This window comes from Dellaglioa sp. CoH-57-MRSF-17, from assembly GCF_056782015.1.
This window is the reverse complement of the sequence record NZ_JBXAXY010000001.1, coordinates 246681-263819: the sequence shown is the minus strand read 5'-3', so window position 1 is coordinate 263819 and position 17139 is coordinate 246681. Positions and strand designations below refer to the sequence as shown.

The window sequence follows — 17139 nt, the reverse complement described above, 5'->3', positions numbered from 1 at the left end:
TTTATCTCTTAATCGTGTAACATCATTGCATTAATTGCAACAACAATTGTACTTAACGACATCACAACTGCACCCACTAATGGACTTAAAATAAAGCCAATTGGTGCTAAAACGCCGGCAGCCAATGGTAATGCAATAATATTATAACCTGCACCCCACCAAAGATTTTGAATCATTTTCAATCTTGTGTTTCGACTTAATTTCAAAAATTTTATGATATCCATCGGATTACTTTTAACTAATATAACGTCTGCAGAGTCGACAGCAACATCCGTACCTGAACCAATTGCCATCCCTATTGTTGCACTTGCTAAACTAGGCGCATCATTAATACCGTCACCAACCATGATAACGTTATGTCCTTCGCCCTCTAACTGACTAACAATTTTAGCCTTATCTTCAGGCATTAAGTTAGCACGAACATCTACAATACCTAGTTTTGCACCAACTTTATCAGCAGCTTGTTGATTATCACCAGTTAACATAATCACTTTGATATTCATTTTTTCTAATTTTTCGACTAAACCAAATGATTCTGGTTTAATTTGATCCCCTTGAGCAACATACCCAATCACTTTTTCATTTTGAATTAAATAACTAATTGAATCTCCTTCGTTGTCAGAAGCCATTTCATCCGTTAATAACTGTTGTTTATTAACATAAGCTTCAGAAACAATTTTGAATGCATCATCGTTAATATGTCCTTCTAATCCAACACCATTAATTTGTTGTGTTTCACTTGCAGTTGGAATCTCAATTTTTAAATCTTCTGCTTTTTGAATGATTCCTTTACCCAAAGGATGTGTCGATCCACGTTCTAACGACGCCATCAATCCGATAATTTCTGATTCAGAAAACTGATCAGTAAATGTTTTATATCCGGTTACCACGAAATGACCTTCAGTTAAAGTTCCTGTTTTATCAACAAGTAATGTGTCAATTGTGTGTGCAACTTCTAGCGCATTTCTATTTTTGATTAATAAGCCATTTTTAGCTGATAAAGAAGTACTTCTCGCAACAACTAATGGAATGGCTAAACCTAAAGCATGTGGACAAGCAATCACTAGAACAGTTACAAGAATTGATAATGCCTGACTAAATGTCCCTGTAATTAACCATACAATGAATGCTAAAATACCAACAGTCATGGCAGCATAAAATAAATATCCCGCAACTTTATCAGCTAACGTTTCCGTATCTGATTTTTCTGACTGCGCTTTTGTGACTAATTTAACAACTTGAGCTAAGTAACCTGTTTCACCAGTTCCCGTTACAGTCATTTGGATTTCTCCATTACCATTAACTGATCCACCAACGACTTCATCATCTACTACTTTTTCAACTTGTTTCGATTCACCAGTTATCATAGCTTCATCGACGCTTGTTTTACCAGAAATAATTGTTCCATCAGCTGGAATCGTTTCATTTCCTTTAACTAACAGAATATCTCCAACATGAACATTTGTTAAATCAACATCTTCAATTTTTTTATTTTCTCTAACGATATGTGCTTGTTTAGGTAAGAGTTGTGCTAATTTTTGAACAGCATCTCCTGCTGACATAACAGCGTTCATTTCAATCCAATGACCTAACAACATAATGACAATTAACGTTGCTAACTCCCAGAAGAAATCCATAACATGATGACTTGGATCTACAAGATTATTCATCACAACAGCATATAAGCTATACAAGTATGCCACACTAATACCCATTGCGATTAAGGTCATCATTGCTGGCTTTTTATCTGCAAGCTCCATCTTTGCACTATCTAAAAATGTTTTACCGCCATAGAAAAATAATCCAGTACCAATAAGTGCTACAACCCAATCAGATCCAGGGAAAGTAAACTGTAAGGGTAAGTTAATCCCCATCATAGGTGTCATTAAAACAATAGGAATTGCTAAAACTAAAGAAATCCAGAATTTCAATTTTAGATTTCCCATATGCATCATGTGCCCACCCATGTTCATTTGATCGTGGTCCATTCCTTCCATATCCATGTGATCCATACTCATGTGGTCCATATTTTTCATATCCTTATGATTCATATTCATGTGATCCATTTCTTTCATATCTTTGTGATCCATTTATACCGCCTCCATTAATTTATATTTTTAGTTTACACTTGTAAACTTAGATAGTCAAATAATTTATCTGTTACAAAAAAAATGTCAAAGAGATAAATATCCCTTTGACATTTTTATATAATCACATAAACATTTTAGTTAATTTACAATTCTATGCATCTTTACCAATTGTTTTACGACGGTTAACTTCTTTTTCAGCAAGTACATCGGAATCTTTAAATCCAAAGACCCAAGTACAACCAAATGCTACGATTATTGTAACAATTGATGCAATCCAAAAGTTAATTTCGTTACTCATTCCTCCACCAAACTTTAAAGGTGTAAAGAATGAAGGGAATCCGATTAATGAACCAGTAAATCCGTACATATTAACGTTTAATAGTCCGGCTACTAATCCACCAACTGCACCACCAATATTAGCTGCTAAGAAGACACGCCCATATTTTAAGGTAATCCCATAAATAGCTGGTTCTGTAATACCACTGAATGCTGCAATAACTGCACCACCAGATAATTCTTTAATGTTAGCCATTTTTGATTTAATCATAACTGCCATTACAGCAGCACCTTGAGCTACCATTGTAATTGAAACAATTGCATTTAAGTAGCTGTAGCCTTTTGAAGCAATATCGTTTGCGATTAAAGGAACAACTGCCCAATGTAAACCAAAGATAACTAAACATTGATATAATCCACCAATAACAAAACCTGCAATTGGGTAGTTTGCTGTTAAAATTGTGTTTAAAATAATAGAAATACCTGTACTAATTAACGTAATAATAGGTCCAACAATAATGATAATAGCGGCCGAAACGATCATAACTTCTAACAATGGTACAAAAATCATTCGTAAAACTTGTGGAATAACTTTTTTGAGTCCTTTTTCAACATAATGTGCTAACCATGCTCCAGCAATAATTGGGAAAATACTGTAAGTATAGTTAACCATATGAATTGGAATCCCAAATAAGTTAGTATTTAATGACATCCCCAAAAGTTGTCCAAACACTTTTGTTCCTGTTGCAATACCAAAAAGTGAAGGATATACCAAGACACCACCAACAATAGCCATAATAATTGGATCAGATTTTAACTTCTGTGCAGCTGTGAATCCAACAATAATAGGTAAGAAATAGAATGCTGAATCTCCCATGGCTGATAAGAAAATGTAAGTCTGTGATGTGGCTTCTGTCCAACGAAAATCGACAGCCATTTGAAGTAATCCTTTTAAAATACCACTAGCAGCCAATAATCCAATTACTGGCATCATAGAACCTGTGATAACACCAATCAAAGTATTAAATCCAGCATTCAATTTTCCACGGAATGTTGTTGGTTTTTCCTCAGCTGGTGCATCATCGGCAGCATCGACCTCGCCACCTGCGTATGATGTTCCTAATTGTGCAATAACTGCATCATAGACATCAGTAACAGCTGGTCCAATAACAACTTGATATTGTCCAACAGCATGACGAACATCAATTACACCTGTTAAATTTTTAATCACTTCATCGTCTGCTTTACTTTCATCAACTAAGTAAAATCGTAACCGCGTAATACAATGGATTAAACTCTTAATATTCTCTTTACCACCGACTTGTTTGATAATGTCTGTAGCTAATTGTGTGTAATCTTTTGCCATAACTATTCCTCCCCTTTTGCAGTACCAGATCCCACTTCCGTGCCACCTTCAAAAGGTTGTGGTTCCGATAATGTTAATTTGTCTAATTTATCTTGTGTATTTGTAATTACTACCATTAAAACATTGTCTAATTGTGCTTCAGAAACTTGTGTTAAATCCATAGTCCCAAGTAATTCACCACCATGAACACGAGCACCTTTTTTAATATTAATATCAAATGGTGCACCTTTTAAATCAACCGTATCAACACCCATGTGTAATAAAATTTCAAGTCCATTATCCATCGTGAATCCGATAGCATGTTTTGTTGATGCAACCAATGTTATAGTTCCAGATACTGGACTATAAATTTCCCCTGCGGTTGGTTTAAATCCGAAGCCATCACCCATTAATTTTTGAGCAAAAACAGAATCGCTCACATTTTCTAAATCAATTAACTCCCCAGTTGCTGGTGCGTAAAACTTATCATCATTTACCTTTTGTTTTCTTTTAAAAATCGACATTGTTCTCTCCCCCATTTTTTTTAATTTATTTAACTAGATTCGCTTACAGCGATTAAGCGTTTTCAAGTTATCCTTATAATAAACCTGTCTATACAGGATGTCAACGCTTTCTTTTCTTTTAAATTAACATTTATATATACTTGTATAGACTAGAATGTTTATGTTAAAATAACCTTATCATTGGAGGTGACTATTATGACGAACCAAAATAAACATTTAGGTATTTATCAAGATCTTGTCACTAAAATCACACATAATATTTACGCATCAGGAACATTCCTACCTAGTGAAATTCAATTGAGCCATTTATACGGTACTTCTCGCGAAACAATTCGAAAGGCTCTCCAAAATTTACTAACCAATGGCTATATTCAAAAAATTCGAGGCAAAGGATCGCTTGTTTTAGATATTCAACGATTCGCTTTTCCCGTCTCAGGTATTACTTCATATGAGGAACTGAATAAGTCTCTTCAAATGAATTCGGAAACACAAGTTAGACAGTTACTTGTCACAACTATTCCTATAGAGAGTTTTGCACCTAAGTCTGTTGTTGGCGATAAAGCGACATTTATTGAACGTCTACGACTTGTTAAAAATGAACCCAGTGTTATTGATCGTGACTACATACTTTCAGATATCGTACCTGAGATACCTTTAGCAGTTGCCCAAAATTCGCTTTATGATTATTTTGAAAATAAATTAGGCTTAGAAATCAGTTATGCTATTAAAAAAATTACAGTTGAACCAGCAGATACAACTATCCAAAAATTATTAAACATTCCAAAAACAGAATCTGTTGTTGTCATAAGAAGTGAAACCTATTTACAAGATAGTCGTTTATTTCAGATTACCGAAGCTATTCACCGCTCAGATCGTTTTAGTTTTGTTGATTTTGCACGACGGACGAAGAAAATATAACTAATAGGAGAATAACGATGACATTTGAAGATAAAATTATTTATCAAATTTACCCAAAATCATTTTATGATAGTAACAATGATGGCCTGGGCGATTTACAAGGGATTATCGCTAAAATACCTTATTTAAAACAACTCAATATTGATATGATTTGGTTTAATCCTTTTTTCATATCACCACAAAATGATAATGGCTATGATATCTCAGATTATTATCATATTGATCCTAAGTTTGGTACTATGGCTGATTTTGATGAACTTGTTACCAAGCTAAAATCTGTAGGCATCGATGTCATGATGGATATGGTTTTTAACCATACATCAACTGAACATGAATGGTTCCAAAAAGCGCTAAAAGGTGATCCAAAATATATGGCTTACTATTATATTCGTGGAGCAAAACCAGATAGCTCGCTTCCAACTAATTGGGATTCTAAATTTGGTGGTCCTGCATGGGAAGCTTTCGGAAATACGGGTAAGTACTACCTTCATCTCTACGACCCAACTCAAGCAGACTTAGATTGGCATAATCCAGCAGTTCGAAAAGAAATGGCCAAGATTGTTAATTTTTGGCGCAACAAAGGTGTTAAAGGTTTCCGATTCGACGTTATCAATGTCATCGGTAAAGATGTCAATTTACTTGATGCACCTTATGGTACTGATAGTAGACTTATGTATACAGATAAAAAAATAGTTCATCAATATCTACAAGAACTTAACGAATCTAGTTTTGGTCAAGACCCTGATGCTGTGACCGTTGGTGAAATGTCTTCTACTTCAATCGATAATTGTATTGAATACACGTTAGGCAAAAACAACGAGTTATCAATGGTCTTTACCTTCCACCATTTAAAAGTTGACTATACCCATGGAAATAAATGGACGACGATGCCTTTTGACTTTATGAGTTTAAAAAACATTCTAAATGATTGGCAATTAGGTATGACAGCTGGTCATGGTTGGAACGCTTTATTTTGGAATAATCATGATCAGCCTCGTGCTATTAATCGTTTTGGTGATCCCGTCCATTTTCGTGAAAAATCTGCCGAAATGCTAGCGACAACTATTCATTTATTACGTGGAACGCCTTTTATTTATATGGGAGAAGAAATTGGGATGAGCGATCCTCAATATCAGCATTTATCTGATTATAATGATATTGAAACCAAAAACATTTACCCAACATTATTAGCGAAAGGACTCAGTGAAACTGAAGCCTTAGACATTATTCAAGCAAAATCTCGTGATAATAGTCGTACTCCCATGCAATGGAATAACTCTGAGTATGCAGGGTTCTCAGCTGAAAAACCATGGTTGATGCCAATGAATCAGTCTATCGTCAACGTTCAAAATGAATTAGTACGCGGCGAAATATTTAATTACTATCAACAACTAATTAAATTACGTAAGACTCTGCCAATTGTCTCTGTTGGTGATTATCAACCTCTTTTAATGGACGATACTCAAGTTTTTGCTTACCAAAGAATACTAAAAAATCAACGTTTAATTGTTTTAAATAATTTCTATGGTACAACGACAACGATTACTTTACCTGCATTTACCGGGGAAATATCAACTGTCATCAATAATTATCCAACCGATATCAAATTAGAAACAGCTATGACGTTAGCTCCATATCAGTCAGTTGCCTTTTTGATTGACTAACTAAAATAAAGCAGCCTTGCAATTTTAAATTGTAAGGCTGCTTTATTTAGAACTTATTAAGATTAATCAAAGTAGATTTTAAAAGGACTAACTGGAATATGGTTTTCGTTCCATAAGCCGGCAGAAGTTACATTTGCATATGCATACTGTAAGCCAATTGATTCTTCTTCTAATCGAATCTTGATATCATTTGTACCTAAATCAATCACTGCAGGTTTTAAAACATCCCCTGGCATGATCCATTTTAAATCAATATCATTTGTTGTTTCAAGTTGTTCACAATTTGAAAAGTTAAGACGCATTTGTTTTACATCAGCTGAAATTTCAGATAATTGTGGACTTGTTTGCATTTCATCGAATTTACCAAAATTAGAATATAATTCGATTACACGATAACCTAATTGTCTTTTACTACTTGGATGAATCTCGTTAGCTGAATCTTCATCCATAGCTGTAACTAAGTAAACCCGATTTTCTGTTGCTGCAAACTTTTGTTGTGCATCGCGAATTTCAGCCCATGAATTAGCTATCTTATGATTATATTGTGGTAACTGAATAATATAAGTTGGTAATTTATTTTGTTTAAGCGTTTTGCGCCATTCACGGATTAATTTTTTCAAAAGTAACCCATAATGTTTTGTATCTATTCCTGCATCTCGTTCACCTTGATACCAAGTTAACAATTTAAATCGGTAAGGACCCACTTGTGATAACATCGTATCGTATAAATTATCGGATTCTTCTAAACTTGGAATTTTAGTATCAACATAAGCTGCTTTTAAAGTCTCGTTATTTATTAGTGTACTTTCTGATACCCAACTTGCAGCTGAAGTCCCATTTTTAGCACATAATACAAGGCCAATTGGTGTGTATTCATCATATTGACGAACCTTCTTAGCCATATAATAGCCTAATGCTGTAACGTTACCAATATTTTCTTCATCAACAATTTGCCATGGATTTTCTTCTGTTGATTGCTTTTCAGGTATATTGATAAAACGTAAATTCATCATTGGCATTGTTTTATTATGATCAAATTCATCATCTTTAGCCATTTTGAAGTTAGCATTTGATTGTCCAGCAATCAAGAATACATCTCCAAATTGTACGTCGCGTAAAATTATTTTATCTGTTCCTGATTTAACTAGAACGGTCACAATTGTAGGTGCTAAAAATGAGATACTTTCAATTAAAAAGTATCCTGTATCATCAGCAATTCCTGTTTCAATTGTATCTTCGCTACCGCCCATTGAAATCGTTACAGTTACTTCTTGATTGGGTTCTGCATAACCAAAAAAACGTGTTGTCTGATCTTGTTGCATAACCATATGATTAGTAAATAGTGGTGCTAATCGCAATGTTGTTGCCACTGTTAAACCCTTCTTTCTAGTCGCTGTCCATTAAGTATCCTTTACAATTATAACATAAGATAAGCCTCTATCGACTTTTTATCAAATGGATTAGTCAGCTACTTTGACTATTATTTAGTTGTTTGTCCTAGCTATTTTGAATAATAGTTGCTAGAATAAAGACAGTCAAAACAGTGTAAAATCGCCGGGTTTTACAAAAATAATAGTTATCACATCCAAGAGGCCATTTTTTAATGAAGGATGTTGGTACCTATTTTTTATTGTCCATTATTATAAGATTATAAAAAATAGGTACCGATAAGGAGCTCAAAATGAATAATCAAACGGTTTCTATCCGTCGTGAACTTTCAGGTTACGTCACACGGAACGTTTTAAGTACTTTAGGTTTATCTGTGTATCTTCTGGCAGATACATATTTCATTGCTAATGCGGTTGGAACAACTGGTTTAGCGGCTTTAAATATTGTATTACCCCTCTTTAATTTATTAAATGGCGTCGGGTTGTTACTCGGAATTGGTGGTGCAACTTTATTTTCTATTTTAAAGATTAAGGATCAAAAAGCGAGTCAAAAAATTTTCACACAGGTTTTAATTGTTGGGATTATTTTCGGCCTAGCTTTCTCAGTCTTAGGCTTTTTATTCATGAAACCTTTACTCTATTTTTTAGGTGCAAACGCAGGAACTTACAAATTAGCTGCTGAATACCTAACTTATATTTTGCTAGCTGCACCATTCTTTGCTTGTAATTATCTCGTTTTAAGTTTCATTCGAAACGATAATAATCCACATTTATCGATGGTTGCCATGTTAGTATCTAGTTTATTCAATATCATTTTTGATTATATTTTTATGTACCCATTACATCTTGGTATGGGTGGTGCTGCAATGGCAACTGCTGTTTCTCCAATTGTTGCTTTAGCTATATTAACCTTCCATCGTAAAAAGGAAGGACGTCTTTTAACGCTCCAACGAACGTCTATTCACTTTAAGACAATAAAAAAAGTTGTTCAATTCGGGTTCCCTGTCTTTCTAACTGAAATGAGTACAGGTGTCAGCATTTTTGCTTTCAACCTTGTCATTTTAAGTTTAGCGGGAAATACAGCTGTCGCAGCCTATGGAATTATCGCAAACATCGTCTTAGTCGCTTTATCACTTTTTAATGGTGTTGCCCAAGGAATTCAGCCTTTACTCAGTCGAGAATTTGGAATTCGGAATTGGCCAGAAGTTAAGCAAATATTACGTTTTGGGTTAATTGTTAGTTTTATTATTGGCACAATTTTATACCTTACATTGACCTTTGAAAAAGATCCTATTATTGCATTATTCAATAATAGTAACAACCAAGAGTTAATCCATTATGCTGAAATAGGCATTCCAATCTACTTCTTAAGCTTATTTGGATCATCCCTTAATGTTGTGTTTAGCATGTTTTTCTCAGCGATTGGCGAACCCAAACATGCACTTATTCTAGCTATCTTGCGCGGTTATGTCTTACTACTAGGCTTATTATTTATTTTTGCCCACTTCTTCAACTTAACTGGTGTTTGGGTTGCTTTACCCGTCACAGAATTAATCATTGTCGTCATCAGTACTGTATTCCTATTCAGTTTCTTTAATAAACAAATTAAAAAACAATAAAAAGAAGGTTTCTTATTTTATGAAAGTTAAACGTTTTGAAGCAATCACAATTCCCGTAACTGATGTCCAAAGAAGTTTACGTTTTTATCATGAAGTTTTTGATATGACTATGATTGAAAATAGTGAGTTACCTACTGTTCATTTTGGCCATCAAAAAATTATTTTTGAGCCATCAACTAATGTTATTCCAATGACACTTAGTTTCGTCGTTAGTGATTCAATGACCGCTATGGAAAATCACTTGAAAAATTATTTTGTGACTATTATCTCTGGCCCGATTGAAAAGCAAGATGTTAAAAATGCACAATCGATTACAATTTCAGATCCAGATCAGCATATAATCGAATTAATTAGTTATCAGAAATAGATTTACTAAGCTAACATCTAAGCGATGTTAGCTTTTTTACTACTATTAGGTTTTTAAATCTATATGCTTAGATTCTCTAAAATACTTTTCTTTATTCCCACAGCTAAACATGGTAATCTGAAAATGAGTTATATCAGAAAGGCGGTCCTACTATGCAACCTATTATTGATTTACAAGATATTTCACTAGAACTTAGTAACCAATCAATCTTGAACCACATCTCTTTTCAAGTAAACCCTGGAGACTTTTTAACAATCACCGGTCCATCTGGAAGCGGTAAAAGTACCGTTTTGAAATTAATCGCTGGTTTAATTTCAAGAACATCTGGTGATATTAAGTTCAATGAAAAATCAATTGACAGTTATGACCCAATCGAATATCGTCGGATTGTTTCTTATTGCTTCCAAACCCCCGTTTTATTCGGCGAAACCGTTAAAGACAATCTGGAGTTTCCTTATATCGTTCGTAAGCAAGACTTCGATGAATCTCGTGCCATTTCTGAATTAGAATCCGTAGGCTTACCCAGCAGTTATCTTCAGAAATCAATAAATGAACTATCTGGTGGCGAGAAGCAACGTGTTGCCTTAATTCGTAATTTAATCTTTTTACCCAAAATCTTACTGCTTGATGAAATCACAAGTGCTTTAGATTCAGAAAGTAAAAACATTATACACGCATTAATTAATCGTTTAAATGACTCAAATAAAATCACTATTATCGCTGTTACTCATGATGATAATGAAATAAAACTGGCTGATCAATTAATTAATATCGAGGCCGGAAAAATAACGGAGGTTAGACATGCATAATTTAGCCGTTAATAATCTTTCTCTCGTTTTCGCTTTTTCATTAGTACTTGTCTCACTAGGAATTGTATATAAAGAAAAATTAGGCCTAGCAAAAGATATTATTTATAGTGTCATTCGTGCAATTATCCAATTAGTCATCGTCGGATACATTTTAAAGTACGTCTTTAATATTAATAATATTATTCTAACTTTAGTTATGATGTTCATTGTTTTCTTTAACGCTGCGTATAGTGCACATAAAAAAAGCGCAGGAATTCCACATAGTTTTCGTATTTCGTTCATTGCCATTTTTTGTAGTACGTCCGTTACACTTGGCCTTTTACTACTAGCTGGAACGCTTAAATTTATTCCTTCACAAATTATTCCAATTACTGGTATGATTGCTAGTAATTCAATGGTTGCGATTGGTCTTTGTTACCGTAACCTTAACAGTAATTTCCGTGATCAACGCCAACAGATTTTAGAAAAACTAGCACTCGGTGCAGATCTCAAACAAGCAGCATACCCTATTATCCGTGAAAGTATCAAAACAGGGATGTCGCCTACTATTGATTCAGCTAAAACGGTTGGTATCGTTAGTTTACCTGGAATGATGTCTGGGTTAATCTTCGCCGGTGTTGATCCTGTCTTTGCGATTAAATACCAAATCATGGTCACTTTCATGTTACTTTCAGCAACAAGTATCTCATCAATTAGTGTTTGTTATCTTTCATATAAACAATTTTTTAATGATAAGAAGCAACTACGATAAATTAAATATCAATCAACTAAAATAGCCATATGTATAAGTTTTCCTTATACATATGGCTATTTCTTACTCTATAACTTGAAACTCACGGTCCTTCAATACATATTGCGTATCACACATTTTAGCAACATCTGGTTCATGCGTTACAATGATGACACATTTATCTTGTGATTTAGCTAAATCTTGAAGTAATTCAATAATTTCTTTCGTATTAACTTCATCCAAATTACCGGTCGGTTCATCAGCTACGACTAATCGTGCGTCACAACACATCGTTCTGACAACAGCGACTCGCTGTTGTTGCCCACCAGAAAGATGTTGAACGTTCTTCTTAGCCATATCCTCATCAATACCAACTTTTTTCAACATATCAAAGGCATATTGTTTATCACCAGCATGTGTTGCTCCGGTAATGTCCATCGCAGTCATTAAGTTTTCCAACGCTGACATATAAGTAAATAAATTATAGGATTGGAAGATAATCGAGACATCTTTATTTCGATAATGAGTTAATCCGATTTTATTGATTGCCTCACCTTCATATATAATTTCTCCAGATTTTGGTTTATCTAAACCAGCAATTAGTGAGAGAAATGTTGTTTTTCCTGAGCCACTACTACCGACAATTGCATATGATTTACTTCTTTCAAAAGTTAAATTAACCTTTTCAAATAAGGGGTTATCCTTATTTTCATACCAATACGCGACATCTTTAATTTCAATCATTTAATCACTCCTTTCTATTATTTATGAAATCAGAATTTTCTTGGGTTCAAGTCGTAAAATACCTAACGATGCTAACATAATCGAGATAAAGATAATTGCCAGACCCATACCACCTAATTCTGCCAAATCTTTGATACTTACAGTTGTGCTTAGATTCTTTAATTTCTCAGATTTAGTTGTCGCTGACTGCCCTGGTATACCACTTGGATCTGTTCCACCAAATTGTCCACCTTTAGTACCACTTGGCGCACCGCCTCCACCTTGCATATCATTTGAAGTTGTAGCTGTTGTAGATGTCGTTGTTTGTTGGCTTATCAATTGATCACCTACTGCATTACCAACGAATTTCCCACCAATTCCGGCAACAACTAATGACACGAGTAGAACCATAAACATTTCAACAAAGAATTGTGCAATAACTTTCCAACGTTTTTCACCTAATGATAGGAGGACACCAATTTCATAGCGACGTTCTCTAATCATTAAAATAACAATTAAGGCAAGAATGATAGTTCCTGCAACTGCGACTAATAGAACAATTTTTTGGGCAAAACTCTTAACATTATTCAATGGTGTCAGCATTGATTGATAAGTACTATCGTTTGTTGACATTGAAAATTTAGATGTGTTAATTAATTTCTTAGCTGCTTTTGTGAAAGTTTCTGACTTGGCTGGATCACTTAATGTATACACAACTGAATCGGCCGTATCTTTATACTTACTACCTTTTAAAGTATTCGCAAATGTGTAAGCTGTATAAATAGTATTTGATGGATCAGTAGCTCCTGGCCCACCCATACTTGTAGAACTAGTTGAACTAGCTTTATAAATACCGACAACTTCAACTTTATACTTCGTACCACCAGTTGATTTCATTGTAATTGTATTGCCCACAGAAATATGGTTAGTAGAAGCAAGTTCTGATTCAATCACAACGTTTTTAGTATTTAAATCACTCGAATTTAAACCACGACCTTTTGTAATTTTGGCACCACTAGTATTTAGTGCACTAGCCGTTGAACTTACACCGGAAATAGAAATATCACCCGTTGTTGCAGAAGTTGCCATTTTCTTGCCGCCCATCCCACCACTTTGACTTGAGGTCGATGTTGTTTTAATGGCATCAAATGAAGAAGCATTAGCTGTAGTTGAAGTGGTGATACTGTAACTCTTCACATTGCTTAATGCACCAACTTTTTTAGCTGTTGCGACTGTTACCCCAGCTAAGTTTAATGATGGTTTAGTGGTTTTTGAGCTTGAAGTTTTCATCTCGCTAAAAGCTTTATCTCGATTAGCTGATAATGTCACCGTTGCACCCGCACTCTTCTTCGCATCATTTGCCGCAGTTGTTGCTGCATTTTGAATAATTAATCCTGCTAAAACGAATAACATAATAGCTGACATAACTAATACAAGTAAAAAAGATCGTCCTTTTTTTGCTTTAAGATTTAATAAAGCACGTTTAAAAAAATTCATATTTATTACCTCCATATTCTCTTAAATTATTTGATAAGAATAAGCATAGCTAATAATTATGAATTATTTTTGAATATTATCAGAACATTTTCGTTTGTTATACAAAAAAAAGTTTTATTATGAATAATAATTCATAATAAAACCGTTTTCTTTATTTAATCTATTAGACTTTTCCAATCTCTCGACCAGATTAATCCTAAACATTTTTCACCTGTGTGAACACCGACAAGTGGTCCAATATAACCCGATTCAAATTTCATTTTAGGAAAACTAGTTCTCAAGTCTTGTCCCCATTCAGCTTGAAGTTCCGGATTATTCGCATCAATTAAATTAATTTGAACTGGATAATCAAGTGAACGTGTTGCTTCTGAGAATTGAGCTTTAATTTCAGAATAGGCATTTTTCATTTTGCGTTCTTTACCAATAGCAACGATTTTACCTTCTTTATCAAAAGTTAAAATCGGTTTAATTTTCAATATGTTTCCAACAAAACCTGAATGATTTGATAAACGACCGGTCCTCATTAAATGATTTAAATCATCAACAACAAAAAGAACCCGTGTTGTTTCTCTTAATTCGGCTAACTTTTCAAGTATTTCCATAACGTTTTTATCTTTATTAGCTAATGTGGCAGCCAATTGAACCATGTTACCCATCCCCGCGCAATCAATTTTCGAATCAAAAACATGCACATTGATGGCCGAAACAGATGATGCGAAAGCTTCAAGATTACCAACTAATCCACTAATACCTGATGATAAATGGATACAAATAACATCTGTATAGCCTTCAGCAGCAAGTGCCTTAAATTTTTCTTCCATTTCACCCATCGATACCTGGGAAGTTGTTGGTAAAACATCTTCTGTTTTTAATAATTGATAAAATTGAGTTGCCGTTAAATCGGCATTTTCATGATAGACATGATTTCCAAATAATACTGGGTTATTTACTACTTTAATATCTAATTGTTCAACAATCTCATCTGTAAGATAAGCTGAACTATCCGTTAATACAGCAATTTTCATTATTTCACATCCCTATTTTTACTATCCTATCACACATTATGCTCGAATACTTTAATTTAACTAACCATTTGGCGACCAATAACTAATCCTAACAGTGTCATCAAGCCACCAACAATATAACTAGCTAATAAATAAATCATGAATAACGATATTTTTTGGCTTTTAATTAATTTAACCAATTCAAAGTTATACGTTGAAAAGGTTGTAAAACCACCCATTGTTCCAGTACCAAGTAAGACTAACATCGGACTAGATAAATTAATTCCTGTTAAAAGACCTAAAATAAAACTACCTATCAGATTAATTAATAACGTTCCAACTGGAAATTGATCAGTTAGATATCGATTACTTAAATTTGTTATCCCATATCTTAACATAGCACCGATTGCAGCGCCAATCCCAACTAATAGTGTCATCATGAACGTTCACTCTCCATTCGCCAATCTCCAATCCGATTGCCTAATGAATAACCAAGTAATGTCATGGAAAGTCCACCTATAATCGTTACTAACACATAGATGAGTGCATAGCCCCATTGTTGCGTCTCTATTAACTTTACAGCTTCCAAACTATATGTTGAAAACGTTGTAAAAGCACCTATAAAACCTGTTTTTATCCCCAAAGTTAACCAATCTGGGACTTTTTCGGTTGTTTCAATATACTGAACTAAGAACGCCAAAATAAAGCACCCTACGACATTAATCATTAATGTCCCCAGTGGGAATCCATTTGGTTGAATAATCGTTAAACCAAGTAAGTACCGACTTATTCCACCAAAAAAAGCAAACAATGCAACAATTATATAATTCATTTTATGACCTTCTTATCAATTTTACATTTACTACTTCATTTTACCGAATTATCTAGTTAATACCAAATTAAAATGGACCACTAGAAATTATCTAGTGATCCATTTAGGCTAATCTTGGCTTAGTTTAAATTGACTCCATGGTTTCAAAAAATCGAGTAAGAATAATTCATCATCTATAATATGCCCAACAATATTTACACGACCATCATTTTTCATTTCTTTTAAAGCAATTTGTGTTTCACCTTTATATTGTCCATAACCTTCATTATCAATTAAGACGTCACCACGCTTAATTAATTTTGTATTATGTGCAGGAAATTCTTTATCTTTATACACAACCCGTGTCATTGTCGAACGTAAAAGATACGCTGAACGATCTCCGCGGTAACTATGAATATTATCAAATAATACTACTTTTTCAACCTCAGTAATATCATCTGCCGTTTCAATTTTAATCGTCGGATAATTGGCGTTGAATGCTTCTGATGCTGCTTTTAATTCATTTTCTGAAGCGTACGCGTTTGCGATAATCACATCATCAATTAAATCTGTCATCACCATATGTTTAACTTGTGTGGCAATATCTAAATGTCGATGATCCTCTAATGTACATAGTCCATCAGCAGTTGGCCAAGGTCCAAAAGTAGCTGACTTAGCATTAACAAAAGCTGCCGTATTTAAATTGTATTTTTTAAATTTCTCACTGCAAGCTACAAAAAAGTTATACTCTAATCCTGTGTATTCATGTGGATAAAAATTATGTGAACCTAATAAGTTCTCTCTTTTTGGTGAATAACTCATAATGTTATCCACATAGTTAGTCCCAGAACTCATATTTATTTCTATTTTTAAGTCATATGGATTGCGTGTCATTGCTGCTTCTTCTGCACCTGTAAATCCTAAATCTAATCGAACACCATATGCACCCATATCGTCAAAGAATTTTAAATCTTGATAACTAATATTTAGTTGTTCAAATAAATCAGGATTGATATCAACCATTACTTCCATACCAAGTTTATTTGCGTAAGCAACTGTCTTTTTAAATTCTGATAATACCTTATCTTTACCATCTGTCACTTGGAGTAAACTCGTAAAGACTCTTTTATACCCGTATTTACATGCCAAATCTAAATATGCTGTATCATCATTATAATTTGATCGTTCTGGATAAATTGAAATACCTAATTTTCCCATTATTATTCCTCCTAAATATTATTAAGGTCTATACCAATATTATAAAGGACATATAATGTAATTGAAAGCGCATTCCAAAAAAACTTTTGATTATTTTTAAATTTTTTCTTAATGTTAAGGTTATTTTAAGGTTCATGTTGTATATTGAACTTATCC

At 33.8% G+C, this 17139-nt stretch carries 14 protein-coding genes and 1 pseudogene; 6 read left to right on the top strand and 9 right to left on the bottom strand.

All coding sequences use genetic code 11. From position 1 onward, the window contains the following. Window positions 1–8: 8 nt before the first annotated feature. A complete protein-coding gene (locus AC1RPJ_RS01220; protein WP_481761140.1) occupies window positions 9–2036 on the bottom strand; it encodes a copper-translocating P-type ATPase in 2028 nt (675 codons plus the stop codon). A 205-nt stretch (window positions 2037–2241) separates the two neighbouring features. Further along, a pseudogene (locus tag AC1RPJ_RS01215) lies at window positions 2242–4235 on the bottom strand (PTS sugar transporter subunit IIABC). Between the two features lie 195 nt (window positions 4236–4430). Between AC1RPJ_RS01215 and treR the strand changes: the two are divergent. Next, on the top strand, window positions 4431–5153 hold the full coding sequence (treR, locus tag AC1RPJ_RS01210; RefSeq protein WP_481760945.1) for a trehalose operon repressor: 723 nt from the start codon (window positions 4431–4433) through the stop codon (window positions 5151–5153). Between the two features lie 17 nt (window positions 5154–5170). Continuing rightward, complete coding sequence (gene treC, locus AC1RPJ_RS01205) at window positions 5171–6817, top strand: alpha,alpha-phosphotrehalase (RefSeq protein ID WP_481760946.1); 1647 nt, start codon at window positions 5171–5173, stop codon at window positions 6815–6817. Window positions 6818–6879: 62 nt separating this feature from the next. Here the strand turns inward: treC and AC1RPJ_RS01200 are convergent, their stop codons facing one another. Continuing rightward, on the bottom strand, window positions 6880–8187 hold the full coding sequence (locus tag AC1RPJ_RS01200; RefSeq protein WP_481760947.1) for a sialate O-acetylesterase: 1308 nt from the start codon (window positions 8185–8187) through the stop codon (window positions 6880–6882). Window positions 8188–8498: 311 nt separating this feature from the next. Between AC1RPJ_RS01200 and AC1RPJ_RS01195 the strand changes: the two genes are divergently transcribed. The 4 genes from AC1RPJ_RS01195 to AC1RPJ_RS01180 all read left to right on the top strand — a co-directional run bounded on the left by AC1RPJ_RS01195 (window position 8499) and on the right by AC1RPJ_RS01180 (window position 11751). After that, complete coding sequence (locus AC1RPJ_RS01195) at window positions 8499–9824, top strand: MATE family efflux transporter (RefSeq protein WP_481760948.1); 1326 nt, start codon at window positions 8499–8501, stop codon at window positions 9822–9824. 19 nt (window positions 9825–9843) lie between these two features. Beyond that, entirely contained in the window at window positions 9844–10191 is a 348-nt protein-coding gene (locus AC1RPJ_RS01190; RefSeq protein ID WP_481760949.1) for a VOC family protein, read from the top strand. Window positions 10192–10343: 152 nt separating this feature from the next. Continuing rightward, window positions 10344–11000 carry an ABC transporter ATP-binding protein gene (locus AC1RPJ_RS01185; RefSeq protein WP_481760950.1) on the top strand — a complete coding sequence of 219 codons (657 nt, stop codon included), beginning with the start codon at window positions 10344–10346 and terminating at the stop codon, window positions 10998–11000. After that, a complete protein-coding gene (locus AC1RPJ_RS01180; RefSeq protein ID WP_481760951.1) occupies window positions 10993–11751 on the top strand; it encodes an ABC transporter permease in 759 nt (252 codons plus the stop codon). Before AC1RPJ_RS01185 ends, AC1RPJ_RS01180 begins: the two co-directional genes overlap by 8 nt. Window positions 11752–11814: 63 nt before the next feature. Here AC1RPJ_RS01180 and AC1RPJ_RS01175 read toward each other — a convergent pair whose 3' ends face one another. From AC1RPJ_RS01175 to AC1RPJ_RS01150, 6 genes are all read right to left on the bottom strand, one after another. After that, window positions 11815–12474, bottom strand: coding sequence for an ABC transporter ATP-binding protein (locus AC1RPJ_RS01175; RefSeq protein ID WP_481760952.1), 660 nt, complete (start codon window positions 12472–12474; stop codon window positions 11815–11817). Window positions 12475–12495: 21 nt separating this feature from the next. Then, window positions 12496–13950: an ABC transporter permease gene (locus tag AC1RPJ_RS01170; RefSeq protein ID WP_481760953.1), complete on the bottom strand. Its 1455-nt coding sequence runs from the start codon at window positions 13948–13950 to the stop codon at window positions 12496–12498. A gap of 155 nt (window positions 13951–14105) precedes the next feature. Continuing rightward, window positions 14106–14975: a DegV family protein gene (locus tag AC1RPJ_RS01165; protein ID WP_481760954.1), complete on the bottom strand. Its 870-nt coding sequence runs from the start codon at window positions 14973–14975 to the stop codon at window positions 14106–14108. Window positions 14976–15031: 56 nt separating this feature from the next. Next, on the bottom strand, window positions 15032–15394 hold the full coding sequence (crcB, locus tag AC1RPJ_RS01160) for a fluoride efflux transporter CrcB (protein ID WP_481760955.1): 363 nt from the start codon (window positions 15392–15394) through the stop codon (window positions 15032–15034). Beyond that, entirely contained in the window at window positions 15391–15786 is a 396-nt protein-coding gene (gene crcB, locus AC1RPJ_RS01155) for a fluoride efflux transporter CrcB (protein WP_481760956.1), read from the bottom strand. The genes crcB (AC1RPJ_RS01160) and crcB (AC1RPJ_RS01155) overlap by 4 nt, the downstream gene beginning before the upstream one ends. 108 nt (window positions 15787–15894) lie before the next feature. Then, window positions 15895–16983, bottom strand: a complete 1089-nt coding sequence (locus AC1RPJ_RS01150) for a DUF871 domain-containing protein (RefSeq protein ID WP_481760957.1) — start codon at window positions 16981–16983, stop codon at window positions 15895–15897. Window positions 16984–17139 lie beyond the last annotated feature (156 nt).

What these genes read in the sequence shown, in the direction of transcription:
- treC (WP_481760946.1), top strand. Translation starts at nt 5,171, where the DNA reads ATGACATTTGAAGATAAAATTATTTATCAAATTTACCCAAAATCATTT.
- AC1RPJ_RS01150 (WP_481760957.1), bottom strand. Translation starts at nt 16,983, where the DNA reads ATGGGAAAATTAGGTATTTCAATTTATCCAGAACGATCAAATTATAAT.
- AC1RPJ_RS01180 (WP_481760951.1), top strand. Translation starts at nt 10,993, where the DNA reads ATGCATAATTTAGCCGTTAATAATCTTTCTCTCGTTTTCGCTTTTTCA.
- crcB (WP_481760956.1), bottom strand. Translation starts at nt 15,786, where the DNA reads ATGAATTATATAATTGTTGCATTGTTTGCTTTTTTTGGTGGAATAAGT.
- AC1RPJ_RS01170 (WP_481760953.1), bottom strand. Translation starts at nt 13,950, where the DNA reads ATGAATTTTTTTAAACGTGCTTTATTAAATCTTAAAGCAAAAAAAGGA.
- AC1RPJ_RS01220 (WP_481761140.1), bottom strand. Translation starts at nt 2,036, where the DNA reads ATGAAAAATATGGACCACATGAGTATGGATCACATGGATATGGAAGGA.
- AC1RPJ_RS01165 (WP_481760954.1), bottom strand. Translation starts at nt 14,975, where the DNA reads ATGAAAATTGCTGTATTAACGGATAGTTCAGCTTATCTTACAGATGAG.
- treR (WP_481760945.1), top strand. Translation starts at nt 4,431, where the DNA reads ATGACGAACCAAAATAAACATTTAGGTATTTATCAAGATCTTGTCACT.
- AC1RPJ_RS01185 (WP_481760950.1), top strand. Translation starts at nt 10,344, where the DNA reads ATGCAACCTATTATTGATTTACAAGATATTTCACTAGAACTTAGTAAC.
- AC1RPJ_RS01195 (WP_481760948.1), top strand. Translation starts at nt 8,499, where the DNA reads ATGAATAATCAAACGGTTTCTATCCGTCGTGAACTTTCAGGTTACGTC.
- crcB (WP_481760955.1), bottom strand. Translation starts at nt 15,394, where the DNA reads ATGATGACACTATTAGTTGGGATTGGCGCTGCAATCGGTGCTATGTTA.
- AC1RPJ_RS01175 (WP_481760952.1), bottom strand. Translation starts at nt 12,474, where the DNA reads ATGATTGAAATTAAAGATGTCGCGTATTGGTATGAAAATAAGGATAAC.
- AC1RPJ_RS01190 (WP_481760949.1), top strand. Translation starts at nt 9,844, where the DNA reads ATGAAAGTTAAACGTTTTGAAGCAATCACAATTCCCGTAACTGATGTC.